A 23,625-nucleotide genomic window follows, 5' to 3' on the forward strand; every position below is an offset into this window, starting at 1 on the left:
GCTAGGAGACCCTGTTCTGATTTACCAAGGACGACCGGGTCCACGACGTGGCCCACCTTCGCGTCCTTGTCGGGCAGCAGCGGCAGCTTCTTCCCGGGTCAAGCGACCATCCTTATTGGCATCAGCGCGCTCAAACATCGGATCAGGGCGCCCAATCCATTCGTCGCGACTAATCTTGCCGTCCTTGTTGGCGTCGTAGGCCCCAATGGGTGGTGGGGGAGGCGGCCCATCGCGGCGATCCTTCTTCCGGTCACCCATTTTGCCGCGCATGGCATCGAGTTCATCGCGGGTGACGCGACCATCTTTATTTGCATCGAGGCGGGTAAACATCTCAGCCGAGCGCTCTTGCATTTTGGTTTGCTTTTCTTGCATGCGGGCGGCCATCGCGGCGTCAAACTCTGCCCGTGTGACCGCACCATCCTTGTTGGCGTCAGCAAGGCTCATTAAGTCGCGGCCCTCCCGGGGTTCGCGCGGTGGTCCTTGCATGCCATCTGGGCGAGGTGGACGGGGTGGACGGGCAGCGCGCATTTCGTCGTCGGTGACAAAACCGTCTTTATTCTTGTCGGCCCTATCAAACACGGCGGAACGCGCCGTGCGCACTTCGTCCATGGTAATGGCACCATCTTTATTCAGGTCCGCGCGCTCAAAAAAGCCAGGACCTTCCCCTGGAGGGGGCGGTGGGCCTTGTTGGGCCAGAACGGGGGTTGCCAACAACATCAAGCCAGCGGTGGCAAGAACTATCTTTAAACGCATGATCTGGTTCCTTTGTGCAGCTGACCTCGGGGGAGAAGGCCAAGCTTGTTTGCGATCTGGTTTTAAAACGCGGCTGAAAGCCTATTCCGTCGAAACGCCTGCAATCTCATTAAAGTGATGAAGAATAAGGGCGCGCGCATCATCATACATAGCGATCGCTGTCTGGAAGTCTGGTGCATCAAGGCAGTGCGCGACCGCTTGGGTTAGGCCAGCAGCTGCCGTGATCGGGTCGAAATCAGAGCCTGCAGCTACGGCGAGGAGTTGTCGCACATTCTGGAGGACAGAGCCCGCTTTGACTAAGCGCCCTGCCTCTTCGGGGTCCAGAAACCCATAATGTGCAAGCGCTTGGATTGCTTCAACCGTGTTGGCGTGAATGATGGGCTTGCCGGAACCTGCAGCCGCTAACTGATGATATTGCGCAAAGAACTCCAGATCAATCAGCCCGCCACGTTGCCGCTTTACATCCCAGCCGCCGCGCACCGGATGGGCGGCAACCATCTTTTCGCGCATGGCAAGGATTTCGCTGGCCAAAGTCTCAGTTGGCCGCGGCTTTTGCAAAACCCTTTGGGCAAGCGCCGCGATCTCGGCCATAAGACTTGTATCCCCCGCAACTGGGCGCAACCGCGTTAAGGCTTGAAACTCCCACGTCCAAGCTTGGCTGTCATAATAGCGCTCTAGCGCAGATAGTCGCACGGCAACCGGCCCTGCCCTTCCAGACGGCCTTAGCTGCATATCAACTTCATAGAGGCTACCTTCGGCGGTCTGGACCGACAAGGCAGAAACCAAGCGCTGGGTAAGCCGCGCATGCCATTGCTCGCCACTGATCGGGCGCTTGCCATCAGACTCACTTTCTGAGTCAACAACATCGTAGACAATCATCAAGTCGAGATCGGAGTCTGCAGCCAATTCCTGCCCGCCAAGTTTTCCCCATGCACAGATCGCCAACCGTCCAGGAATACGGCCATGGGCTTCTGCCATAGCTTCGTAGGCGACTGGCAGAAGCGCGGAAATGCTCGCTTCGGCGAGGTTTGAATAAGCAATTCCCGCCTCCTCAGCCTTGGCGCGGCCGTGCAACACCTGAAAGCCAATTCGGAACATTTCCTCGCGGTGGGCGCGGCGCACGGCATCGAGAGATTCTTCAAAGCCATGCGCTTGCGTTAGGCCAGCATTCAAAACCTCTAAGCGTGTCTGAGGTTCATCCATGGATAGGGGTGCGGAGAAACGCGGTGAGAGCATCGCGTCCAAGATGGCGGGTCGTTGTGCCAGCACTGCCCCTAACCGCGGGGCTAGCGCCAAAGTCGCACAGGTCTCCTTCAGGATAAGTGGCTCAGCCTTAAACAAAGACAGGACCTGAACGCCCGCTGGCAGAGCAGCAAAGAAGTCCTGAAAGCGCACGAAACCCGTGTCGGCTTCCCCGGTTGCTGCGATGGCTTGCAATAAATCCGGTGTCAGGGCCGTTAAAAGTTCACGCGCCCGTGCGGTCCGTGTTGCGGGCACATGGCCATGGTGCCAAGCGCGAATGGTGCGGGCGATCTGGCTGGGCTCGCTAAAGCCCAATGACGCGATGGTCTCTATTGTCTCGGGGTCATCCTCCACACCGGTAAACACCAACGAACCCAGCGGGCTGGATAGAGATATGCTGTCTGGGAACAGTTCTCGCACACGGGTTCGCACCATCTCGCGACAGGCTCTGATGTCTCGGTCGAGCGCTGCAAGGTCCGCATGGCCAGACAAAGCTGCCACGCGGGCACGCCGGTTTGGGTCGGCAGGCAATTTATGGGTCTGCTCATCATCGAGCATTTGGATTCGGTGCTCGATCGTGCGCAAGAAGCGATAGCCTGATGCCAAGTCATCGCGGGCAAGACCATCGATCCGGCCAGCAGCAACCAGCGCATCAAGAGCTTGCAGCGTTCCTCGCACCCGTAAACTGGGGTCGCGGCCGCCCAGAATAAGTTGCTGCGTCTGGGCAAAAAACTCAATCTCGCGAATACCGCCCCGGCCTAGTTTTACGTCAAAAGCTGGATCGTCTAAGTCTGTGGAGCGGCGGACCGCGTGGATTTGGCGGAGAATAGACTGCACGTCGTCAATCGCGGCAAAGTCCAAATTCTTCCGCCAAATGAAAGGTAATAGATGCGTCAGAAGACTGCGAGCCGCCTCAAAATCCCCGCCAATGGCGCGCGCCTTGATAAAGGCCGCTCGCTCCCAATTCTGACCGACACTCTCATAATAGGCTTCAGCCGCACGCAGGGACACGGCAACCGGGGTTGAGGCTGGGTCTGGGCGCAGACGCCAGTCCACTCGAAAGACATAGCCCTCTGCCGTTACCTCTTCGAGAATGCGGGAGACGGATTGCACCTGGCGGACACACACACCACTGGCAGCATCTTGATCCTCTGGACGAAACGCATCTCGATCAAAAAACGCAGCAAGATCAATGTCGCTCGAATAATTGAGTTCTTGCGCGCCATGCTTGCCCATCGCAATAATGAAGAGACCCGGGACCTGATCGGGTTTCAGAAAGCTTGCCGCATCTCGACTAGCAGCAGACCGACTGGCCAAAATCATGGCGGTTTGGGTGGCTTGGTCGGCTAAATCGGACAACGCAAGAGTCACCGCTCCCAGGTCCAACTGCCCACTTAAATCGCCAAGCGCACAGGCTAGGTGCGTATCGGCTTTCGCATGACGCAGCGCTGCCATGGCTTCAGGAACACCAAGCTCTGCCGCCTTCTGGGCACTAAACAGACTAGCAGCAAGGACTTCAGAGACTTGACCAGACAGAAGGGCACTGGCCGCCTCTGGTCGCCTTTGGCTCAAGCGATCGAGGTAGGGGGCAACAAGGCGCGCTGCCGCTAAGGCATCTGTTAAAGACCCTAAGGACTTAACACCGACCATCAGGCTTTAAGCGGCAGGATCAGCCGCGCCTCTAGGCCGAAATCATCGCCGCTCGGCAGGCCATCAGCCAAAACAAGCCGCCCACCGTGTAATTCCGCAATCGCCACCGCCAAGGACAGGCCAATGCCGGACCCCGGCAAGGAGCGCGCGCTATCAAGGCGTACAAATCGCTCCAACACATGGTCGCGCTGATTGACTGGAATCCCGCTTCCACTATCGCAGACGCTGATCGACATTTGATTAGCAGGTAGGCGCTTGGCGGAAAGCTGCACCGCGCCTTCACGAGTATATTTGACGGCATTATCCAAGAGATTGGAGATAGCTTGCGCCAAGAGGGATCTGTCCGCCATAATCATGAGTTCGGGCTCAATTTCATCTGTAAAAACTGAGCCCGCTTCTTCGATCACCGGCTCAAACAAGTCGGCCAATTGGCCAAGCAAAAGGCTGACATCCAAGAGCTCCAGCTTACCACCTTCACCTGCTTCTAGGCGAGACAAGCGCAGCACAGCATTAAACGTCGCGACGACACCGTCCAACTGGATCAAGGCATCTTCAATCGCATCGCGCAAGTCTTCGGTTGTTTGTGCCTTTGCGGCTGCCCCTTCTAAGCGTGCCCGTAGCCGTGTAAGTGGGGAGCGCAAGTCATGCGCAATCGAATCCCCCGTGGTGCGCGCGGCAGCAACCAAACGGTCAATCCGCTCCAACATCGCATTGAGGTCTTCGGTTAGATCATCAAATTCATCGCCGTCACCGGGCCTAATCGTCCGCACGGCCGCCCGACGCTTTAGGTCGCCAGCCATAACTGCCCGCGTCGTCCGGGTCAGTTCATCAACGCGCCCAGCGGCCTGTCGTGCAGCCAGAAAGCCACCAATCAGCGCAAAAGCTAATACCCCTGCCCCGCCCATCCATATGACTCGCGCAACATGGTCTGCGATCTGCAAGCCAGGACCCAAATCGCGGGCAACGAACAGGCCAAAACCGTCGGGTCCTGCCAAAAACAAGCCCCTCGCTCGTCTGCGTTCAACTTTGCCAGTCTCCAGATCAGGGCGCTCATAACTAAAGCCTGAAGAGACAGCGCGCTCGGGCTGGAGCGCGCTTTTTGGATCTGGTTTATTGATTTGGGAGAGGTCGAGGGGGACAACGTCAATATTGCCAGACAGGACTTTGCCGTCGGGCTGGACCAACACATAAAGGGAATCACTGGCCCGCGCGGCGCGCTGGATGACTTCCATATTGAGGCCGTCGACATTCTGGCGCTGCCAGATATCAGCCAGCTGTGACAGCTCTTGGCGGGCAAACCGATCTGCCTCCAAACCTAATCGACCGACGGTCGTAGCATAGAGGAAGCCCAGCAGCAGGATCGCGAAGCCCGCGAAGAGACCTGCAAATGCCATGGCGACGCGAAACGTCGTGGTGCGCATCAGCGACCGCAATGACAAGAGCAGCTTTTTGATCATCAGGTTTAGGCTTCGAGCCGATACCCGGCACCACGCACCGTGTGCAGCATGGGCTTATCGAACTCGCGATCAATTTTTGAGCGCAAGCGCGAGACATGGACGTCGATCACATTGGTCTGTGGATCAAAATGATAGTCCCACACTTTCTCCAACAGCATGGTACGGGTCACCACTTGGTTGGCATTGCGCATTAGATATTCTAGCAGGCGAAACTCTCGCGGCTGAATGTCGATCTTACGGCCTTCCCGTCGAACAACACGGGCTAGCAAGTCCATCTCCAGCTCACCGACTTTGAGGTGGGTCGAGGGTGCACCGCCTTCGTGGCGACGTCCCAAGGCTTCAACGCGGGCAATCAGTTCGCTGGCGGCATAGGGCTTTGCCAAATAATCATCGCCACCAGCCTTTAGGCCTTCCACCCGATGCTCGACATCGCCTAAGGCCGACAAGAACAACACTGGGGTTGCGATGCCGGCTGTGCGCAAGTCTGCGACAACACTCAGGCCGTCTTTCTTCGGCAGCATGCGGTCGAACACCAAGACATCGAATGCCCCACCGCGCGCCATCAACTCTCCCGTTGGACCATCTGCGGCCAAATCAACCACATGGCCAGCTTCTTCCAGAGCACGCCGCATGTAGAGTGCGGTGTCTCCAGCATCTTCAACAATGAGAACACGCATCGGATTCCCCCCTGATGGCGCCAATTACTTTTTAGGCTGTGACTTAGATGCTGCCTCCAAGGGCAGAGGCACAAACCCGCCACCGCCATTTTGGCTTTGCACAAAGAGCCCAATGAAAGAGCGACCTGCAGCACGAGCAGCTTCGATGGCTGCATCGAGTTCTTCGGCAGAGCGAACTTCCTCGTCATTGGCCGTCAAAATGGCATCGCCTGCACGAATGCCCCGCTCTGCTGCGCGAGAGTCCGGATCAACCTCCAAGATCAAAACACCTGGTTCGTTTGCAGGAAGGCGCAAGCGGGTGCGGGCTTGTGCTGACAACGGACCAACACTTAAACCAAGGACATTGGTTGCAGGGCTTGTAGGCTGAGCTGCATCTGCACCGGCTACCGGGTCAGCTTGGCTCAATTGCTGCTCAGAAGGACGGGCCGCAATGGTTACCTGCACGGTGCGACGAACACCTTTTGCGCCTGCTACATCCAATCGAACAACATCACCGACGCGGGTTTGGCCGACGCGGCGGGTCAAATCGGAAGACCCTTCAATCTTTGTACCGTTGAACGCCACCACAACATCGCCGCGCTTCAGGCCCGCTTTAGCCGCTGGGGCACCTGGCGTGACGCTTCCGATCATGGCACCTTTGACATCGCTGCCTAAGCCCCAGCTATCAGCCATTTCGCGGCTGACATCTTGGATAACAACGCCCAGCCAGCCGTAAGTGACTTTACCTTGCTCAATGATTTGCTTGGTGGTCCGGTCAGCCAAGGAGGCTGGAATAGCAAAGCCAATACCTACATTGCCGCCAGAGCGGGAGAAGATCGCCGTATTCACGCCAATCACACGGCCGCTCATATCAAAGGTTGGACCGCCAGAATTGCCGGGATTAATTGGCGCGTCGACCTGAATAAAGTCAGCAATATTGCCTTCATTGCGAATGTCGCGGCCCAGAGCTGAGACAATCCCTGCAGTCGCCGTACCGCCTAGACCAAACGGGTTGCCGATCGCGACTACCCAATCCCCAACGCGGACGCGGGCTTCAGGGGCAAATTGCACATAAGGAAAGCTTTTGCCTTCGACTTTTAGCACCGCTAGGTCTGTCCGCTCATCACGGCCAACTACGGTTGCCTTCAATTCGCGACCATCTTTCAAAGTTACGTTGATTTCCTTGGCCTTTTCCACCACATGGTTATTGGTAACGATATGGCCAGTCGATGTAATGAAGAAGCCTGAGCCGCCGCCGCGTTGCTCACGCGGGCGGGCTTGATTGCCGCGCTGGTTTGGCATTTGTTCGAAGAAGCGACGCCATTGCGGCGGCATGCCTTCTAGATCATCTGCAGATGGACGTTGTGTGTCCTCTTCGGCAAGTGCGACCACTTCCAATGACACCACAGCAGGCGATACGCGCTCTACCAGATCGGCAAAGCCAGGCAGCATCGCAGCAGCTTTCGGCGCTTCTGTTTTGATTTGTTGGGCGGCTGATATGCTGGGTGACAAAATCTGACCCGCACCGAACGCCGCCACAGCTAAAGCCAGCGCCGCAGCCCCAGTCAGGACCGGACGACGCAAAAAGCGATCTGCTTTGGTCTTCTGCGCCACAGGGCCAGCCGCAGGGCCAGCCACAGGGCCAGAAAGTGTGGTCGGGTCTTCACCTTGCTTATCCAACGACATGAAACTTCATCCTGCAGTGTGCATCGACCCGCCATTCGAGCCGTATGGTGGATACATTATGACAGGGCTAAGATGGCCATACCATGGCCAAAACATTACAATGTTGTAAGAAAGCAGCTTGGCAGATGAACATGCTGTTAGAATAAAGCCTCAGTCTGTGGAGGCCTTGTTTTCAAACTCTTTCAGGGCTGCCATTGCGTGAGCGTCATCCACTGCCGGGGCCGACATCGGTGCTGCTTGGGAGCGTCGGCTTGCTAAATAAAGGCCTACGCCCCCTAACAGTAGCAAGACCAATGGCGCGCCCCAAAGCGCAAAGGTATCGATCCCGATTCGAGGTCGAAGTAGAACAAACTCGCCATAGCGGTCGGCAAAGAAGCGCCGAACTTGGGTATCGCTATCGCCGGCTGCAACTCGTTCACGAATGGCTTTGCGCATGTCGACCGCAATCTCAGCGGACGACAGGGCGACTGGCTCGTTCTCGCACACAACACAGCGAATCTCGCGGGCGAGGTTCTGCGCGCGGACTTCCAGCGCAGGATCGCTCAACGGCGCTTCAACCGCTTGAACGCCTTGGGGTGCGGCGAGCAAAGCCAGCCATCCCATCACGAAGAACGATAGCAGCGCGCGTCTCATTCAGCAGCGACGCCAACATTGGTCGGGTCAACTGGGGGTACCACACCATTGCCACGCTTTGGCTTGGCGGGCTGGGGTGCGCCAATACGCAACCGGCGATCAGTGAGGCTGATGCCTCCACCCAGAGCCATTAGGAAGGCTCCACCGAAAATCGCAAGCACCAAGGGGTTCCAGTACAGTCGCACGGTCCAAGCCATGCGACCGTTGATCTCAGCAGGGTCACCCAATGCTGCATAGACATCGCCAGCTAAAGAGGAGCGCAAGGCCACTTCCGTGGTCGGCATCCGCGCAGCGGGATAAAAGCGCCGTTCTGGCGCTAGTGTGATTTCTCGCTTGCCATCCGTGACAACCAATTGCGCGCGGTCGGCGTAATAATTCGGGCCTTCTTCGGCGGTGACCGCTTTTAAAGTTACGGTGCGTCCCGCAAAACGTGTGGTCTCACCCAAGCCTAGGGAGGCCGTGTGCTCAACACGGAAGGCGGTTTCAGAAACCGCACCCAGCACAAATATGCCCATGCCCAAATGCGCCACAGTCATGCCCCACGCCGCGCGCTGCAGCCCTTTGACACGGGCCCAGACTTGAGGTGCCGGCAACTTACCAAAACGGACGCGGTCAAGCACTTCGGCAATCGCGCCACAAACCAGCCAAGTTCCAAGGCCAATCCCGATTGCTGCCAAGGCTTTCCCGCCCATCAAGGCCCAGCTCAAGGTGATGGCCAGCGCGGTCAAAGCGGCTGCCACCCAAAGGCGCTGCAGCACGGCCATCAAGTCCCCGCGCTTCCAGGCCAAATAGGGCGCGACCGGCAAAGCCAGGAGGACCAAGGCCATCAATGGTGTGAAGGTCAGATTGAAATAGGGTGGCCCAACAGACAGAGCGCGCTTGAACACCGCCTCGCCCAAAAGCGGGTAGAGCGTACCGACCAATACGGTGGCGGTTGCGACAGTTAGGAACAAATTGTTCAAAACCAAAGCCCCTTCTCGACTGATCGGGGCAAAGAGGCCGCGATCAGAGCCTAAGCTGGGGCCGCGCCAAGCGAACAGGCTCAAAGCGCCACCGGTAAAGACTGCTAGGATCATAAGGATAATGAAGCCGCGCTCTGGATCGAGCGCAAAGGCGTGAACCGAAGTCAAGACGCCAGAGCGAACGAGAAAGGTGCCCAATAAGGACAAGGAGAAGGTTAGGATCGCTAGCAACACGGTCCAACTGGCAAGCCCGCCACGCTTTTCGGTTACAATGGCAGAATGCAACAGCGCTGCCCCGAGGAGCCAAGGCATAAAGCTGGCATTCTCAACGGGGTCCCAGAACCACCATCCGCCCCAGCCCAGCTCATAATAGGCCCAGTAAGAGCCCAAGGTGATGCCAATCGTCAAAAACGTCCAAGAGGCCAAAGCCCAAGGCCGGACCCAGCGTGCCCAAGCAGCGTCCACGCGGCCCTCTAACAAGGCTGCCACGGCTAATGAAAAGACCACCGACGAGCCGACATAGCCCAAATAAAGAAAAGGTGGATGGGCCGCGAGAGCTGGGTCCTGCAGCAAGGGGTTGAGATCTGCCCCTTGTAACGGTGCAGGGTCCAAGCGGACAAATGGGTTAGAAGCAAAGGCCAAATAGGCCATCATGACTGCGGTCAAAAGACCTTGGACTCCTACAGCCCGCGACCGCAAATCCCATCGCAATCCTTTGGAGAAATGGGCCAACATCCAGCCAAATCCAGCTGAGATGAGGCACCACAATACCATTGAGCCTTCATGGCTGCCCCAAGTACCCGCTATTTTGTAAAGCAATGGTTTTAAGGTGTGACTGTTGCTGGCAACATTTTGGACCGAGAAGTCAGACCGAATAAAGGCGCTCATCAGTGCAAAGAAGGCCAGAGCGATCGCAAAAAAGGAGATATCAGAAGCCGCCTTTGCCATAGCGGCAAATCGGCCGTCGCGAGCGTGGCCGCCCCACAATCCGGTTGCCGCTTGGGCAAAGGCGGCAAAAAGCGCGAGGAAGATAAGGAAGTGTCCGAGTTCTGCGATCATAACCGACTATGTACCCCGCAGCTCTTTAGGTTCAACCTGTTTCCGCTGCTCAAACCACGTTTCGCAAACAAGACGGGGTTAAACTATTTCGACCCTGTGTAGGTTGGGTTCGCCATATTGGCACCGGTTCCCAAATTGGATTGGTTGCTGGTTTGATTGACTGGCAGAGGCGCGTCGCGCCACTGGCCAGAGGCTTTCAAGGAATCCGCCACTTCTTTGGGCATGTAGTTTTCATCGTGTCGGGCAAGGATCGTGCGCGCCTCAAACGTATCAGGTGCTGTGAACTTGCCCTCTGCGACAACACCCTGGCCTTCGCGGAACAAGTCCGGCAGCACACCGCGATAGCTAACGCGCATGTCGGCATTCATATCAGTCACAACGAAATTGACTTTGCCATTATCGCCCCGCACCACAGTACCCTTAGCGACAAGGCCGCCGATGCGAGCTTGTGTCCCTGCTTCGGGCTTTTTGGCTTGAGCATCTGTAGGCGAATAGAAGAAAGATGCGGTTTGCCGCAAGGCCACGCTGGCAACAGCAGTTGCGCCCAGCAGGACAATTCCTGCGGCAGAAATCAGAAGAAGGCGGCGGTCACGTCTGCGCATGGTTCTTACTCGATCTTTGGCTTAAACTACTGCGTCACGTCCCGAATGGAAAGCAACCTTTCCCTCACTTACACTCACCTTTTCGGCATCGCCGCTGGACTTGAAGCGCCCGCTTCTGGAGGCGCAGGGGCGCTTTCCAAAGCCAGACCATAGACCGCCGAAAGCAGGGGATCGCTTGTCTGTTGCTTTTGCCCAACCAACAATACGTCTCTGGCCTCATTAAGCTTGCCGGTCATAAGCAAGACACGCGCAGCAGATAGGCGCAGAGATGGATCAGTTGGGTTTTCTGCCAAGCGGTCAACGCGCTTGGCAATCATGGTTTCAATGAAGGCCTTTTGCGCGTCAGGTCCGGCATTGGCAATTGCTGCCATTGGCCCACCGCCATCTTCACCGGGCCCCCGGTCTAATTGCGAGAGGATCTCCGCAACGCGAGCCACTAATTGCACTTGGCCTTGGGCATCCTTAGCGTTGGCCAAATAAGCTGTGCGCCATGCGGCCAAAGCCTCTGCCTTCTTGCCCGCTTGCCAATCAGCAAGCCCCAAGTAGAAGCGCGCCGACACTGAATTTGGCTTTAGCTGAAGCGCGGCATCAAAGGCAGCTTTGGCATCTACACCGACAACGCCGTCGTTCAGGCGCATCAAAACGGCCCCAGTCTCAGCAACCAAGTCTGCATTCTTGGGGTCCCGACGCATTGCAGCTTGAAACGCGCGAAGGGCGTCTTGATCGCGCCCAGCGCTGCCTAAAACTTGCGCCATCAAGGCGTGCGGCATCGGATCTTGCGGTGCCTTTTTTGCCTGCTCCTGTAGCAGAAGCATGATTTCATCCTCGCTCAAGGTTTCAGGCGGGCGAGAAAGTAATTCCGCCTCACGCTGAACAAAAGGCTGATCGGTTTTTTGGGGAGAGCCATAGATGAGGTATAACCCGCCAGCCCCTAACGCGATGACGGCGGCCACACCAGTCATAGCCAATTTCCCCAGTCGAGGCCCCTCACCCAAAATGCGGTCGCGGGCTTGCACAAGTCTGCGTCCTATCTCCAGCTTACCCGCTTGGGCAGCTTCTTCAGATATTCGACCCTGAACCAAATCGCGGTCGACCTCGGCAATTTGATCTTGATAGACTTGCAGGTCGGCGCGGTCACTTTCTAGTGCGCCTCCGCGCGCGCCGGCCCGCAGCACCCACCATGCGGCTCCGACCAATGCAACCAGAAGCGCAAGCCAGAACATTCCAGTAACAAGAACAGGGGGGATTTGAGTCATGATAGGGGCGACATGCACGCTCCCACCCGCGGGTTCAAGGCTTGAGGGTGAAAATGTCGCAGGCAGACTCTTCAAGCTTACGCGATTAATCGCGGTCTCAGGCAGCCTTTTTCATCATCGAGGTAATCCGGCGCTCGAAATTCTTGGCGGGCAAGGGACCATCAAGCGCATTGATGAGGGTCGAAGTTGCATTTATCCAATCTTGGAAGTGCGGCGAGGTTTCGCCCTCACGTGCGACCCGAACCAAGCCTTCACAAATCGCATCCAATTGGCCAGCGGACGTCCGGCTCGCATTGTCACGGAAGACACCAAAGCCGGCGAGCGGTGCTAGAAGGCGCGATGCGACCAGAAACTGCATGTGGCAACGCGCTACTTCTACTTTGACAGGGTCAATTGCTGAGCCAAATCGGGGTTCTGTCAGCATGCCAGCATTCTTTTTTCGAACCATGTCCATTGGCAAGGCTAGGTCGAGTGCCTTAACGGCGGCGTGGCAAATCATTTCCAGCCTTGAACCGACTTGGCCGCAAATGGCGGTTAGTTCCTGTCTCCATGGACCATTTGGGGCCATGATTGCGTCGCGTGTCATGCCATGGACCAGTTTGTTATGGCGGTCGATCGCAGCTTTGACGGCATCAACATCAAAGGTGCCACCCATGGCAGCCTGTTCAATAACAGCGCCTTCGCGTCGCAAAAGTGCAATCACGCGCCGCCCAACAACAGAAAAATGGGTAGTATCAAGCTTTCGGTCATCCACGCCGCGCGAAACACGTTGCAAGACGCGCAAGGCTTGATACGGTTTTGGCAAAATCGACATCGTCAGCAACAAAATCTCGGTCGCTGTTTGCGGATTGACGTTTTCAGCCTCTTTGACAGCCGTGGCCAATCGCAAGATTGACTGCTCATGCATATCCCCGCGCAAGCTTTGCACGCCGGTCCAAATCTGACGTCCCGCCTTTACAGCGGACAAAAGCGGGATCAAGCGGCCTAAGACATGCGAGGCTTCCGGCATCTTCGACAAAGCGCTCAGTCGTTCTGGCGGAATCTCTTGAATATTATCCAAAAGCTCTGATCGCATTTTTTCGGCATACTCGCGGGCTTGGGTCATATCGCCGCGCAAGCTGGCTGCCGTGCCTAAGGGCTCGAGATCGACATAAGCATCGGATGCAAGTTGGCCGATGATCAGCTTCCATACCGGACCCAAGCCAATCCGCGGCAAAGAACCTGGCATCAGTCGATGTAAAGGACCATTCTCAAAGAGGTTTTCCAAGGGTTCGAAGAACAGCCGGTCAAAACTAAGGACGCGCGTATGGGCTTTTCCGGTCGCAAAGCCGGCTGGAATGCCTGCTTCGCGCATGGCACCGAGCAATTCGCCGGTTGGAATGGATTGGACGCCTTGAACTTTCATGCGCTCTAAAAGCGCCCACAACCTCCCTGCCGTTGCTGGCGGGGTCGAGTGCAACAATGCCTTTAAGGCTGCAATCTTGTCGTCGGTTAGAACTGTCATGGGCGGTTACTCTTGTCGGCACTCTTCTGAAGCCACATCATCTGCAACTATCAAGCACACTCTCGTAACAAAAATGGGTTAATTTGGGGTTTGCAAGTTCAAATACAATAAAACGAAATCTAAACAGAAGTTTCGGCGGCAGGCAGCAATAGTCTAGCGCGTAAACCACCCAAATCAGATCGATCAAGCTTCAAGCTACCACCATAGGCACGCGCCAATTCACCACAAATCGACAAGCCAAGTCCTGAGCCTGGAAGGGTCTCATCCAAACGCGCCCCGCGCTTGACGGCTGCGACCAAAGCGTCACCCTCTAGGCCCTCACCATCATCTTCAATGGTGATCTCTATCTGCCCAGTCGCAACCATACGCGCTTCAATCTCCACAAGTCCACCACCATACTTGCAGGCATTCTCGGACAGATTGCCAATCAGATCTTCCAAATCTTCTTTCTCGCCACGAAAGACCAAGTTATCCTCAAAACTGGCTGTGACTTTCACGCCTTCTGCTTTGAACAAGCGCCCCAACGTGCGGCTCACATCGTCGATCACAGGCCCGACCGAGGTGCGTGCGCCCAAGGATTCTGCGCGCGCCGCAGCGGAAGCACGCTTCAGATAATGCTCTACCTGGCGGGTCATGGCTTGAGCTTGCCGCGCAACTAAATCTTCAAACTCACCCTTACGTTGGCGAGATTCATTGAGCAGTACAGATAAAGGCGTTTTCAATGCATGCGCCAGATTTCCAACATGGGTACGCGCCCGCTCTACCACTTCTTGATTATGCGAAATGAGAGCATTGAGTTCCCCTGCCAAGGGTGCAAGCTCTCGCGGCGCATCTTCATCTAAGCGGTCACGCTCACCGTTGCGGATCATCGCAAGCTCGCGACCCATTCTGCGTAAGGGCTCTAAGCCTAATTGGACTTGCAAGAAGATGGCCCCTAACAGACCGAGTGCCAGAGCCAATAGTCCCAGCGAAAGCGCCAAATTGAAACGATCACCGGCGGCGACCGCCTCACCTATATCTGCTCCAACCATCAAGAGGGTCTGACTGTTGCGGGAAGGCAGTTGCACCAAGCGGGCCGCGACCCTCAAGCGCTCCTTATCACGGTTCATTTCTAAAGTCTGAGTGGTACCGGGCCGGGCTAGGACTTGTTCAACCAAGAGCACTGGCGGCTCGAACGGCTCATCCCAAACAGAACGCGAACTCACACCTTGACCTAAAAGCTTGGGCCCAGCCGTCACATCGACAACGCGCCAATAATGCCCCGAAAGAGGGCGGACAAAGCGCGGATCTGTTGGGGCACGCGGCACCCGTAACTGCCCCTGCTCGTCGGTTTCAATGGTTGCAGCCAATGCATCAACCGAGACCGTTAGTTCTCGATCAAAGGCCTCAAAAACTGACTTGCGAAACAACGCGGACAGGCCATAGCCCGTTGCGACCAACACCAAGGCTGACCAAATGGCCGCGACAGCGACCAGCCGTCCTGCGAGGGAGCGCTGAGACCTCACCCCTTACCTGATTGGCTGGAGGCGTCTGGGTCAAGCAATTGATAGCCGAGGCCGCGCACAGTCGAGATACGATCTTGACCGATTTTCTTGCGTAGCCGACCAACAAAGACTTCGATTGTGTTGGAATCCCGGTCAAAGTCTTGATCATAAATATGTTCGATCAGTTCCGAGCGGGGGACCACGCGACCGACATGGTGCATCAAATAGGTCAATAGACGAAGCTCATGGCTGGTCAATTTCACGGGGTCGCCCGCTACCGTGGCGCGCTGAGCGCGCGGGTCAAGTCGCAGGTCACCACACTCAAGCGCAGGCGTTGCATGGCCAGCGGCGCGGCGGACCAGCGCGCGCAAACGCGCGAGCAATTCTTCGATATGAAACGGCTTGGTGAGATAATCGTCCGCCCCGGCGTCAAACCCTGCGACCTTTTCACTCCAGCGATCACGTGCGGTCAAAATCAGAACAGGCACAACTTTTCCTGCATTACGCCACCGCTCTAGAACCGTAACACCATCGATCAACGGCAGCCCTAAATCTAAGACAATAACGTCATAGGGCTCTGTGTCGCCAAGAAAGTGACCTTCCTCGCCATCGGCGGCAACATCAACGGCATAGCCCGAATCATGCAAGGCGCGCTCAAGCTGACGACGTAAATCGGGATCATCTTCCACTACCAGACAGCGCATCCGCCTCACTCCTCTCACAAAAACATGTCGCCATTCCGTTGGCGCGGGGCTGCAAGCGCAGGCAGCCTAACCTTGTCGGCCGACAATTTGCCCAGACTGAGCATCGACTTTGAAAATCATGATCCGGCCACGGGAAGCCTGCCAGCGCACGATATAAAACGGTCGCCCATTCTCGGTTACAATTTGTGTATCTAACTGATTACCTGGCTCGATCGCGTTGATCATCTCCAATACTTGGCTCAGGGGAACAATCTGACTGGCTAGCTGAAACCGGCCACCATGGCGCGTATCTTCACGAAACACCAAGCCTGAGGAGCCGGATGACGCAACACTTGCCCTGCCTGCCTGCGCTGGCTCAACCAGACTGAAGCTGGCTAAGAGGGACGTGCACAAAAGAAAGGCGAACAGCTTTTTCATAAGGCCAAGATTACATGCATGGTTCTGAACGTGGACTAAACGGGATCGATCAGTTTTATTCATGGAGACCGCCGATCCCCATCACTTTACGCGCACTCCTAAGGGTGTAACAATCCGGTAAGCCTGCGAAAAACACTGCTTTACAGCGTTGAAGGCTGTAATCGCCTTGTCTTTGCGCTTTCAAGCGCGGCTGCAACAAACGCTTTGAATAGCGCGTCGGCATCGGCGGTTTCGTCGATCAAACGCTCCGGATGCCATTGCACACCCATCGCAAAGCGCCGATCAGGGCGCTCAATCGCCTCAACCAAGCCATCGTCCGATAAGCCAGAAACGATCACTTGATCGCTGATTTCCACCAAGGCCTCGCGGTGAAAGCTGTTGACCTGCAAATGATCAAGGCCAGTAATCGCATGGAGCTTGGTGCCCGGTGTGACCTTCAGGCCATGACGGGTTGATCGATCATCATGGGCGATGCTGCCATCAGTGTAGGACTTCGCATCCCCACTCATCCGACAACCAGACAGGCAGCCCAGCATTTGCATGCCATTACAAATGCCGAAATAGGGCCAATCTTCCGCCACAAAAGTCTCTACCAAGGCCCGCTCTATCGCAAAGCGATCAGACTGCGGTGCATAGCTTTCTTGGCCAGGAACATACCATTCAGAGGGAAACTTGATCCTCGCGCCGGTCGACATCAGACCGGCACATTGTGCGCGCGCAAAGTCTAAGGAATCTGGAGCATAGGGCAGTCCTAAAGCGACTCCACCGGCTTTCTCAATGGCACGAAAATAGCCCTTACCCGTCTCATAAGAGGCCCCACCTTGGCTGGTGTTTTCGTCCAAAATGATGCCGATGATCGGCTTATCGCCCAATAGACCCATGACCCCTCATCCTAGTTTTTGGCCTAACGCTTTGGTGGCTCGTCGCGTCTGGACCAGGTTGCCAGAAGCGCCTTCAATTCCCTATTATCGCCCTCGGGCAGGCCCAAGACCAACCGAATAAACAAGTCTCCCGGCGCACCGGGACGCGCGACACCCTTGCCCTTCAAACGCAAAACCGAGCCAGAATTAGAGTTAGGCGGAATGGTCAATGAAACTGTTCCATTGGGAATGGTTGCCTCAACCCGACCGCCTTCGAGAATCTCAGTCAAAGAGACTGGCAAGTCCATGCGAACATCATCGCCATCGCGATTAAACATTGGATGGGGCTTTACCGTGACTGTCACCATTAAATCACCGGCCGGCATACCACCTTGGCCGGGGCCGCCTTGGCCGCGCAGCCTGAGGGTTCGACCCGTTTCGACGCCAGCCGGAATGGTCACATCGATCGAGCGATCGCCCACATTCACCCGTTGCTTGGCGCCAGAAATGGCATCTTCAAAGTCAATCTTAAGGGTGGTCTGGATGTCTTGACCTTTTGTGCCCGCTTGAAATCCAGGCCGCGTAGCCCCTCTGGCCCCAAAGGCTGCACCAAAGAGGTCGCCAAACATGTCTTCAAATTCGGGCTGACCCGGTCCCGTCGGCCGCCGGCCTGCCCCTGCCCCACCAAATGGGCCACCAGGACCGAAAGGGTCGCCACCGCCGAAAGGCCCGCGTCCGCCGGCACTACCGCCAAAGCCCGCAAACTTTGGATTGCCGTCGGCGTCAATCTCGCCTCGGTCATACTTCGCTTTGCGCTCTGGGTCGTCGAGAAATGTGAAGGCCGCCGACACGCGTTTAAAGCGCTCTTCAGCCGCTTTATTGTTTGGGTTTGCATCTGGATGCAATTCTTTTGCAAGCTTGCGATAGACTTTTCGAACCTCGGCAAATGGGGCTCCGCGCGCAACGCCAAGCACTGCATAAGGTTCTTCTGCCACGCCTTGATCTCCCGAATTCCAGCCTAATCAGCGAGCTTAGCCAAACTTCAATTTTGAGCCCAGGCACCGCGTATACCCAAGACTTAGGCGCTCTCCACTTGCGGCGAAAGGGGGGCTAACCATTGTGTTGCACGCTGAAACGTTCTTCAAGGTGATAGCCCAACCGACCAGCGGGCCCTAACTGGCAGACGGGCACCGTAATCTGGGTCTGCGCAGCACAAAAATCGGCAAGTTCCGCAACAGTTGGATAGAGATAGGAAGGGCCATGAACTTCGGTTGTGCGACGAAGAGTGCCTGCAGAATTCAGGATGGATACAAGATAACCTTCAGCAATGATCGGCTGCGGCACATCCGGCAAGGCCCAGCAATCGCCATCACCGCTGGCCTGTCGCACCCACGACAATTGGATGCCACCTTGGCTGCCGGTTTGTTTTGCGGGTCGCACTGCCTGTCACGTCGCATGTCTTTCTCCAAAAGCGCCTACCGGCCCGGGCCGTTGATGGCGAAGACAAGAATGGCTGATTGAAGGGGTCGGTCTGAGAGAAAGCGGAGCATGGTGGTCATCCACCCCGCCAAAAGCCTGAAAATTCGGGATTCTGATCGCCCTAGGTGCCGATTTCTACATGGATAAAGCTTGACCCGTCGGGCGGATCAGCGGCGTTCTGAGGCTTCATTTTAAGGACGGGTTTCAGGCTGATGCAGGGCGTCTTTCGCGCGGACCTATTGGAGCGCAAAGCCAAAATCAAAGCCTATCACATGCGCTTGCTGACCATTCTGGCCGTCAGCGTGTTCGTCTTAGTTTGCCTGACATCTTACGCGACGTGGCGGCACTTTCTATCAGATTTGCCCAAGATCGCTTCAAACGAAGAAATCTGGACGGCTAATCGGAAGCCCAGTCTTGAAATGGTCGATGCCACAGGCGAAACCATCACAATCCGCGGTCCTCGCTATGGTCGCAAAGTCAGCGTGGATGCCCTGCCCGCCCATGTGCTGCAGGCGTTTCTGGCGGTCGAGGACGCGCGCTTTTTTGAACACGGGGGCGTCGATTTGTGGTCGATTGGCCGGGCGGTGTTTGAGAACTTAACCGCTGGCCATACCGTCCAGGGCGCTTCGACTATCACGCAACAATTGGTCAAAAACGTTTATCTAAGTCCCGAGCAGACCTTTAAGCGCAAGCTGCAGGAAATGGTTTTGGCGTGGCAGATCGATAGCCGCCTGACAAAGAAGCAAATCCTCGAAATCTACCTGAACCGGATTTATTTCGGCCAAAATGCTTACGGGATTGATGCGGCCGCCTGGCGATTCTTCTCCAAGCATCCAAGTAAGCTGACCTTATCGGAAGCAGCCATGCTGGCGGGTCTGCCCAAGGCACCTGGCCGCTTGGCTGTGGACTTGACCGCAGCACCAGCAATTGAGCGACGCGCGGTCGTGCTACAGCGTATGGTGGCGGCAGGCTTTATTACGCAAGTGCAAGCGGACGCGACCATGCGCACGCCAGTCGCCTTGCGCGTAACAGCTGACATTCCCGAAGGCCAAATGGGATATGTCATTGATATGGCGCAAAAAGAGGTTGAAGGCGTCGGCAAACAAGTTGCCCCAGACCGCATTCTGCGCTTGACCGTCGACGCCAAAATGCAAGCGGCAGCCGTGCAAGCTGTCCAAGCGCTGGTAGGTGACGGCACTGGCACCGGCGTTACCCAAGCCGCCTTGATCGCGATGGATCGGCAAGGGCGCATTCTGGCCATTGTCGGTGGCCGAAATTATGATGAGAGCAAGTATAACCGGGCGACAATGGCCAAGCGCCAGCCCGGCTCCAGCTTTAAGCCCTTTGTTTATGCTGCGGCGTTGGAAAAGGGCATGACGCCCGATACGATCCGAGTGGATAAGCCGATTAGTCTTGGCGGTTGGCGGCCCCGCAACTTCAATGGCGGCTATTCCGGTGCCATGAGCCTGTCGACAGCGCTTACCCGCTCAACCAACACAATTGCTGTCCAATTAGCCTCCGAAGTGGGCATTGATCGTCTGATCCTTTTGGCTCAGCGGCTTGGCATTGACAGTGAACTGCCGCGCAATCTGTCGATCTCGTTAGGGGCCGGTGAAGTGACTTTGTTAGATATGACGCGGGCCTATGCCACTTTGGCCAATGACGGGGTGCGAGTTGATCCCTATTTGATTGAGCGGATCGACACCACGCGAGGGACCGTCGCCTTCCAGCGCGAGAATAAAGCCCCTGTCCAAGTCTATGAACCACTGCGCGCCCGTCAAATGACTGCCATGCTGGCCGATGTGGTGGCCTTTGGCACAGGTAAGCGCGCGCGCCTGCCCGGTGGTCGCGAAGCCGCTGGCAAAACAGGCACCTCGCAGAATTTTCGCGACGCGTGGTTTGTCGGCTATACGTCTGACATCATTTGTGGTGTCTGGGTTGGCAATGACAGCTCTAGCCCGATGAATGGCGTAACTGGCGGCACCTTGCCTGCACTCATCTGGGAAGACTTCATGGCCGCCGCCCATGAAGGCAAGCCACTTTCGCCGCTACCCACTTTGGATGATTTAAAGCGGCCAAGCCCCAACACCTTGGCGGCCTTTTATGAGAGTTTGGCTGATATGTTCGCTGCCGCAGGCGGGCAAGATGTGGCTGCCCTGCCCGCATTACGTAAATTGCCGAGCCCGAATGCCCCTACTCCGGTACCCGCAACAGCCACCAATATCGGCCGCTAAGCTTAGGCAGCCTGACGTGCGGCGAGGATCATGTCCGAGGCTTTTTCTGCGATCATGATTGTCGGCGCATTGGTGTTGCCCGAAATCAGCCTCGGCATGATGGAGGCGTCAACAACGCGAAGCCCTTCTACACCGATCACACGAAGCTGAGGGTCTACCACAGCCATCGGGTCACGCCCCATTTTGGCGGTGCCAACAGGATGATAAATGGTCGATCCGGTATCACGGGCATAGGCCAAGAATTGCTCATCACTGACAACGCCATTGCCCGGCTCCATTTCTGCTTCGATGAGGCCAGCCAGGGACGGTGCTTCGGCCATGCGGCGGCCAATCTTCAACCCTTCAACAATGGTTTGCTGGTCAAGGCTATCGGCCAGATAATTTGGCCAAATGCCCGCATGCTGATAGGGATCAGCCGACTTGATTTGAATGCGACCTGTGCTCTCCGGTCGCAATTGGCACGGTGCAATTGTCAGGCCGGGTTGATCTTCCAACACCATTTTTTGTTCTTCAAACAGCTTCTTATGATCCATTGTCGCAGGCAGGATGTGATACTGCACATCTGGGGTTTCGAGGTCTGGCCGCGTCTTCACAAAGGCTGCGATATGGGCAGCCGATAAGGTCAATAAGCCTTTGCGTTGGAACAAGAACTTGAAAACCTCGCCGACAAAGGTCAAGCCCTTGGTCATTTCATTGACCGACTTCACACCCGCTTTCAGGCGATAGCGCATGCCCACAACATAATGGTCGCGCAAATTCTCACCTACGCCCGGCGCATCCACTTTGACCTCAATGCCATGGCTTTGGAGCAAGGCGGCTGGGCCGATGCCAGACAGTTGCAACAATTGCGGCGAGTTAATCGCCCCACCTGACAGAATCACCTCGTGCTTGGCTAAGGCCGTTATCATGTCGCCATCGACAGAAAATAGCACCCCCGTCGCACGCTTGCCATCAAACAATACCTTATGCGCCAAAGCATGGGTGCGGATGGTCAGATTCGGCCGGTGCTTGACCGGATTGAGATAAGCGACCGCGGCAGAGCAGCGCATGCCGTTTTTTACCGTTAATTGGTAATAGCCAATGCCCTCTTGGTTCTCGCCATTGACGTCATCATTGCGGGGAATGCCTGCCTCAATGCCTGCCTGAATGACCGCATCGGAAACCGGATGCTTTTGGGTGACATCAGACACGTTTAAGGGCCCGCCTGTGGCATGACCGTCCATGCCAGAACGTTCTTGGTTTTGCGACTTAAGGAAATAGGGCGCGCAATCATCCCAGCCCCAGCCTTCGCAACCCAATTGCCGCCAAATGTCATAATCGCGCTGTTGGCCACGAATATAGAGAAGGCCATTGATCGAGCTCGACCCACCCAGAACCTTACCGCGTGGCCAAACATGTTGGCGACCATTGGTGCCGGGGTCTTCTTCGGTCTGATAGAGCCAATTGACCTTTGGGTCTTTCAAAGTCTCTGCATAGCCGACAGGGATATGAATCAGAGGCGAAGTATCTTTCCCACCTGCTTCCAAGAGCAAAACCCGATTTTTAGGATCCGCAGTCAGACGATTAGCCAAGACGCAACCTGCGCTGCCCGCGCCAATAATGATGTAGTCATAGGTTTCGCCCGCAGGCAGATTGGCTTCGCTCATCCCAGTATCCTCTGTTTTTGCTTTGATTTGGTCACAGCTTAGCTAAGACCGACCCAAAGGAAAGGTCTTTCTAGCTTTCTCCGCAAAAAATGACACTGCCGTCAACATGACGTTACGTAAACTTTGTACTTGACGTAACGGAAATTCGTTTTAATTGTTATAACACAGACCAGCAAACCAGCTGATCAGCTCCAGCTTTAGGAGATAGCGTCATGACACAGTCCCAAGCCTTCGCACCAACAACCCAAAAAATGCTCTACCGCACGGCCGCTCTTACTGGGTCTGGGATTCTCTGGCTCGGCCTTGGCTATCTCGCCCTGACCTATGTTCCCACGATCCAAAAGCTGCAATTGCCCGAACCGCCCCCGATCGACATGGCCCCACGCGTCCCGCCAAAGCCCATCATTCCGCCTAAGCGCGAACCCGATAAGCCCGTCAAAAATCAGCAATTGCAACAAACCTCAAACGACACGGCAACGGTGACAGAGCGCCCCACCACCGAAGTCGTGCCGCTTGGTCCTGTTGATAGCCTGCCGATTGGGCCCGTTGGTGATCGGCCTGTGGCCTTCACGGGTGGTGATGCGACATTGGGGCCAACTGTAGCCCCCCTGCCGCCAGAGGTAGAGGTTGAAACGCCGCCGGCTCCCCGCTTGATCATCAACCCAGTCCGGCAAGCAGGTGCCAATCCAGCCTTCCCAAGAAAGGCGCTCGACCGGGAAATCTCCGGCGAAGTGACCTTGAGCTTCACCGTTACCGCCCAAGGCAAGGTCGCCAATCTCATGGTGGTGAATGAGGCACCCAAAGGCTATGGGTTTTCCGAGGCCGCACGAAAGGCAGTGGAGGCTTGGACTTTCCAACCCCAAACAATCGACGGTATCGCGGTTGCTTATCCTGCTCGTTATACGATCAGCTTTAAGCTTGAGGACTAATACCAGCCTGCGTTGAGGGTGACTCAGGTGGGGGATTCCCAAAGTCGTGGAAGTGTGAATCAATGGCGTCCTTGATTTGGAGGGCGTTGCTATGGGATCAGCGATTGGCTTGCGGGATGATATTTATGATGGTGCCAGCCGCAGCGCGGCGGCGCGGATTGGCGGGGTTGGGCTGCAGATCGTGCGTGACTGGGTGGTGCGTTTCAATGCTCGTGGTCCCGATGGTCTTCTTGACGGCAAGGCACCGGGGAAGCGGTCGCGCCTTGATGATGCTCAGCGGCGTGCACTTGTCGAGGTGGTCGAGCGTGGTCCGATCCCGGCAATCCATGGCGTCGTTCGCTGGCGGTTGATCGACCTGGTCCAGTGGCTGCATGAGGAATTTGCAGTCTCGCTTGATGAGACAACCGTGGGA

19 protein-coding genes and 1 pseudogene are annotated in these 23,625 nt (G+C 56.3%); 3 read left to right on the forward strand and 17 right to left on the reverse strand.

From position 1 onward, the window contains the following. Positions 1-21 precede the first annotated feature (21 nt). The 16 genes from ACIQ20_RS00990 to ACIQ20_RS01065 form a co-directional block, all read right to left on the reverse strand. Entirely contained in the window at positions 22-753 is a 732-nt protein-coding gene (locus ACIQ20_RS00990) for an EF-hand domain-containing protein (protein WP_395776541.1), read from the reverse strand. Between the two features lie 81 nt (positions 754-834). After that, positions 835-3,645: a bifunctional [glutamine synthetase] adenylyltransferase/[glutamine synthetase]-adenylyl-L-tyrosine phosphorylase gene (locus tag ACIQ20_RS00995; RefSeq protein WP_395776543.1), complete on the reverse strand. Its 2,811-nt coding sequence runs from the start codon at positions 3,643-3,645 to the stop codon at positions 835-837. Further along, positions 3,645-5,102, reverse strand: a complete 1,458-nt coding sequence (locus ACIQ20_RS01000) for a sensor histidine kinase (protein ID WP_395776545.1) — start codon at positions 5,100-5,102, stop codon at positions 3,645-3,647. The genes ACIQ20_RS00995 and ACIQ20_RS01000 overlap by 1 nt, the downstream gene beginning before the upstream one ends. Before the next feature lie 5 nt (positions 5,103-5,107). After that, complete coding sequence (locus ACIQ20_RS01005) at positions 5,108-5,779, reverse strand: winged helix-turn-helix domain-containing protein (RefSeq protein WP_395776547.1); 672 nt, start codon at positions 5,777-5,779, stop codon at positions 5,108-5,110. Between the two features lie 24 nt (positions 5,780-5,803). Beyond that, positions 5,804-7,444 (reverse strand): Do family serine endopeptidase, encoded by a 1,641-nt coding sequence (locus tag ACIQ20_RS01010; protein ID WP_395776549.1) that lies wholly within the window; start codon positions 7,442-7,444, stop codon positions 5,804-5,806. A gap of 150 nt (positions 7,445-7,594) precedes the next feature. Next, the gene (locus tag ACIQ20_RS01015; protein WP_395776551.1) at positions 7,595-8,077 is read right to left on the reverse strand and encodes a cytochrome c-type biogenesis protein CcmH; all 483 of its coding nucleotides are present in this window, start codon (positions 8,075-8,077) and stop codon (positions 7,595-7,597) included. Beyond that, positions 8,074-10,098 carry a heme lyase CcmF/NrfE family subunit gene (locus ACIQ20_RS01020; RefSeq protein ID WP_395776553.1) on the reverse strand — a complete coding sequence of 675 codons (2,025 nt, stop codon included), beginning with the start codon at positions 10,096-10,098 and terminating at the stop codon, positions 8,074-8,076. The genes ACIQ20_RS01015 and ACIQ20_RS01020 overlap by 4 nt, the downstream gene beginning before the upstream one ends. Before the next feature lie 83 nt (positions 10,099-10,181). Next, positions 10,182-10,700, reverse strand: a complete 519-nt coding sequence (gene ccmE, locus ACIQ20_RS01025) for a cytochrome c maturation protein CcmE (RefSeq protein ID WP_395776555.1) — start codon at positions 10,698-10,700, stop codon at positions 10,182-10,184. 74 nt (positions 10,701-10,774) lie between these two features. Continuing rightward, positions 10,775-11,956 carry a c-type cytochrome biogenesis protein CcmI gene (gene ccmI / locus ACIQ20_RS01030; RefSeq protein ID WP_395776557.1) on the reverse strand — a complete coding sequence of 394 codons (1,182 nt, stop codon included), beginning with the start codon at positions 11,954-11,956 and terminating at the stop codon, positions 10,775-10,777. Positions 11,957-12,053: 97 nt separating this feature from the next. After that, the gene (locus tag ACIQ20_RS01035; RefSeq protein WP_395776559.1) at positions 12,054-13,460 is read right to left on the reverse strand and encodes a hypothetical protein; all 1,407 of its coding nucleotides are present in this window, start codon (positions 13,458-13,460) and stop codon (positions 12,054-12,056) included. A gap of 119 nt (positions 13,461-13,579) precedes the next feature. Next, complete coding sequence (locus ACIQ20_RS01040; RefSeq protein WP_395776561.1) at positions 13,580-14,965, reverse strand: ATP-binding protein; 1,386 nt, start codon at positions 14,963-14,965, stop codon at positions 13,580-13,582. Continuing rightward, a complete protein-coding gene (locus ACIQ20_RS01045; RefSeq protein ID WP_313586071.1) occupies positions 14,962-15,648 on the reverse strand; it encodes a response regulator transcription factor in 687 nt (228 codons plus the stop codon). The genes ACIQ20_RS01040 and ACIQ20_RS01045 overlap by 4 nt, the downstream gene beginning before the upstream one ends. A gap of 66 nt (positions 15,649-15,714) precedes the next feature. Continuing rightward, positions 15,715-16,065, reverse strand: coding sequence for a PepSY domain-containing protein (locus tag ACIQ20_RS01050; RefSeq protein ID WP_395776563.1), 351 nt, complete (start codon positions 16,063-16,065; stop codon positions 15,715-15,717). Between the two features lie 140 nt (positions 16,066-16,205). Continuing rightward, a complete protein-coding gene (locus ACIQ20_RS01055) occupies positions 16,206-16,946 on the reverse strand; it encodes a gamma-glutamyl-gamma-aminobutyrate hydrolase family protein (RefSeq protein ID WP_395776565.1) in 741 nt (246 codons plus the stop codon). Positions 16,947-16,969: 23 nt separating this feature from the next. Then, the gene (locus tag ACIQ20_RS01060) at positions 16,970-17,920 is read right to left on the reverse strand and encodes a DnaJ C-terminal domain-containing protein (protein ID WP_395776567.1); all 951 of its coding nucleotides are present in this window, start codon (positions 17,918-17,920) and stop codon (positions 16,970-16,972) included. Positions 17,921-18,035: 115 nt separating this feature from the next. Beyond that, positions 18,036-18,365 (reverse strand): hypothetical protein, encoded by a 330-nt coding sequence (locus tag ACIQ20_RS01065; protein ID WP_395776569.1) that lies wholly within the window; start codon positions 18,363-18,365, stop codon positions 18,036-18,038. Between the two features lie 251 nt (positions 18,366-18,616). On the opposite strand from ACIQ20_RS01065, the gene ACIQ20_RS01070 reads away from it, so the two are divergent. Continuing rightward, the gene (locus ACIQ20_RS01070; protein WP_395776571.1) at positions 18,617-20,638 is read left to right on the forward strand and encodes a transglycosylase domain-containing protein; all 2,022 of its coding nucleotides are present in this window, start codon (positions 18,617-18,619) and stop codon (positions 20,636-20,638) included. 2 nt (positions 20,639-20,640) lie between these two features. On the opposite strand, the gene ACIQ20_RS01075 is transcribed toward ACIQ20_RS01070, so the two are convergent. After that, positions 20,641-22,284, reverse strand: a complete 1,644-nt coding sequence (locus ACIQ20_RS01075; protein ID WP_395776573.1) for a GMC family oxidoreductase — start codon at positions 22,282-22,284, stop codon at positions 20,641-20,643. A 212-nt stretch (positions 22,285-22,496) separates the two neighbouring features. Here ACIQ20_RS01075 and ACIQ20_RS01080 point away from each other — a divergent pair, with 212 nt between their 5' ends. Further along, a complete protein-coding gene (locus ACIQ20_RS01080; RefSeq protein WP_395776575.1) occupies positions 22,497-23,213 on the forward strand; it encodes an energy transducer TonB in 717 nt (238 codons plus the stop codon). Positions 23,214-23,343: 130 nt separating this feature from the next. Beyond that, positions 23,344-23,625, forward strand: a pseudogene (locus ACIQ20_RS01085) (helix-turn-helix domain-containing protein); the annotation flags it as partial.

Origin of the sequence: Aquidulcibacter sp., from assembly GCF_044346625.1 — a bacterium.
Lineage (GTDB): Bacteria > Pseudomonadota > Alphaproteobacteria > Caulobacterales > Aquidulcibacteraceae > Aquidulcibacter.

What these genes read in the sequence shown, in the direction of transcription:
- ACIQ20_RS00990 (WP_395776541.1), bottom strand. Translation starts at nt 753, where the DNA reads ATGCGTTTAAAGATAGTTCTTGCCACCGCTGGCTTGATGTTGTTGGCA.
- ACIQ20_RS00995 (WP_395776543.1), bottom strand. Translation starts at nt 3,645, where the DNA reads ATGGTCGGTGTTAAGTCCTTAGGGTCTTTAACAGATGCCTTAGCGGCA.
- ACIQ20_RS01000 (WP_395776545.1), bottom strand. Translation starts at nt 5,102, where the DNA reads ATGATCAAAAAGCTGCTCTTGTCATTGCGGTCGCTGATGCGCACCACG.
- ACIQ20_RS01005 (WP_395776547.1), bottom strand. Translation starts at nt 5,779, where the DNA reads ATGCGTGTTCTCATTGTTGAAGATGCTGGAGACACCGCACTCTACATG.
- ACIQ20_RS01010 (WP_395776549.1), bottom strand. Translation starts at nt 7,444, where the DNA reads ATGTCGTTGGATAAGCAAGGTGAAGACCCGACCACACTTTCTGGCCCT.
- ACIQ20_RS01015 (WP_395776551.1), bottom strand. Translation starts at nt 8,077, where the DNA reads ATGAGACGCGCGCTGCTATCGTTCTTCGTGATGGGATGGCTGGCTTTG.
- ACIQ20_RS01020 (WP_395776553.1), bottom strand. Translation starts at nt 10,098, where the DNA reads ATGATCGCAGAACTCGGACACTTCCTTATCTTCCTCGCGCTTTTTGCC.
- ccmE (WP_395776555.1), bottom strand. Translation starts at nt 10,700, where the DNA reads ATGCGCAGACGTGACCGCCGCCTTCTTCTGATTTCTGCCGCAGGAATT.
- ccmI (WP_395776557.1), bottom strand. Translation starts at nt 11,956, where the DNA reads ATGACTCAAATCCCCCCTGTTCTTGTTACTGGAATGTTCTGGCTTGCG.
- ACIQ20_RS01035 (WP_395776559.1), bottom strand. Translation starts at nt 13,460, where the DNA reads ATGACAGTTCTAACCGACGACAAGATTGCAGCCTTAAAGGCATTGTTG.
- ACIQ20_RS01045 (WP_313586071.1), bottom strand. Translation starts at nt 15,648, where the DNA reads ATGCGCTGTCTGGTAGTGGAAGATGATCCCGATTTACGTCGTCAGCTT.
- ACIQ20_RS01050 (WP_395776563.1), bottom strand. Translation starts at nt 16,065, where the DNA reads ATGAAAAAGCTGTTCGCCTTTCTTTTGTGCACGTCCCTCTTAGCCAGC.
- ACIQ20_RS01055 (WP_395776565.1), bottom strand. Translation starts at nt 16,946, where the DNA reads ATGGGTCTATTGGGCGATAAGCCGATCATCGGCATCATTTTGGACGAA.
- ACIQ20_RS01070 (WP_395776571.1), top strand. Translation starts at nt 18,617, where the DNA reads ATGCAGGGCGTCTTTCGCGCGGACCTATTGGAGCGCAAAGCCAAAATC.
- ACIQ20_RS01075 (WP_395776573.1), bottom strand. Translation starts at nt 22,284, where the DNA reads ATGAGCGAAGCCAATCTGCCTGCGGGCGAAACCTATGACTACATCATT.
- ACIQ20_RS01080 (WP_395776575.1), top strand. Translation starts at nt 22,497, where the DNA reads ATGACACAGTCCCAAGCCTTCGCACCAACAACCCAAAAAATGCTCTAC.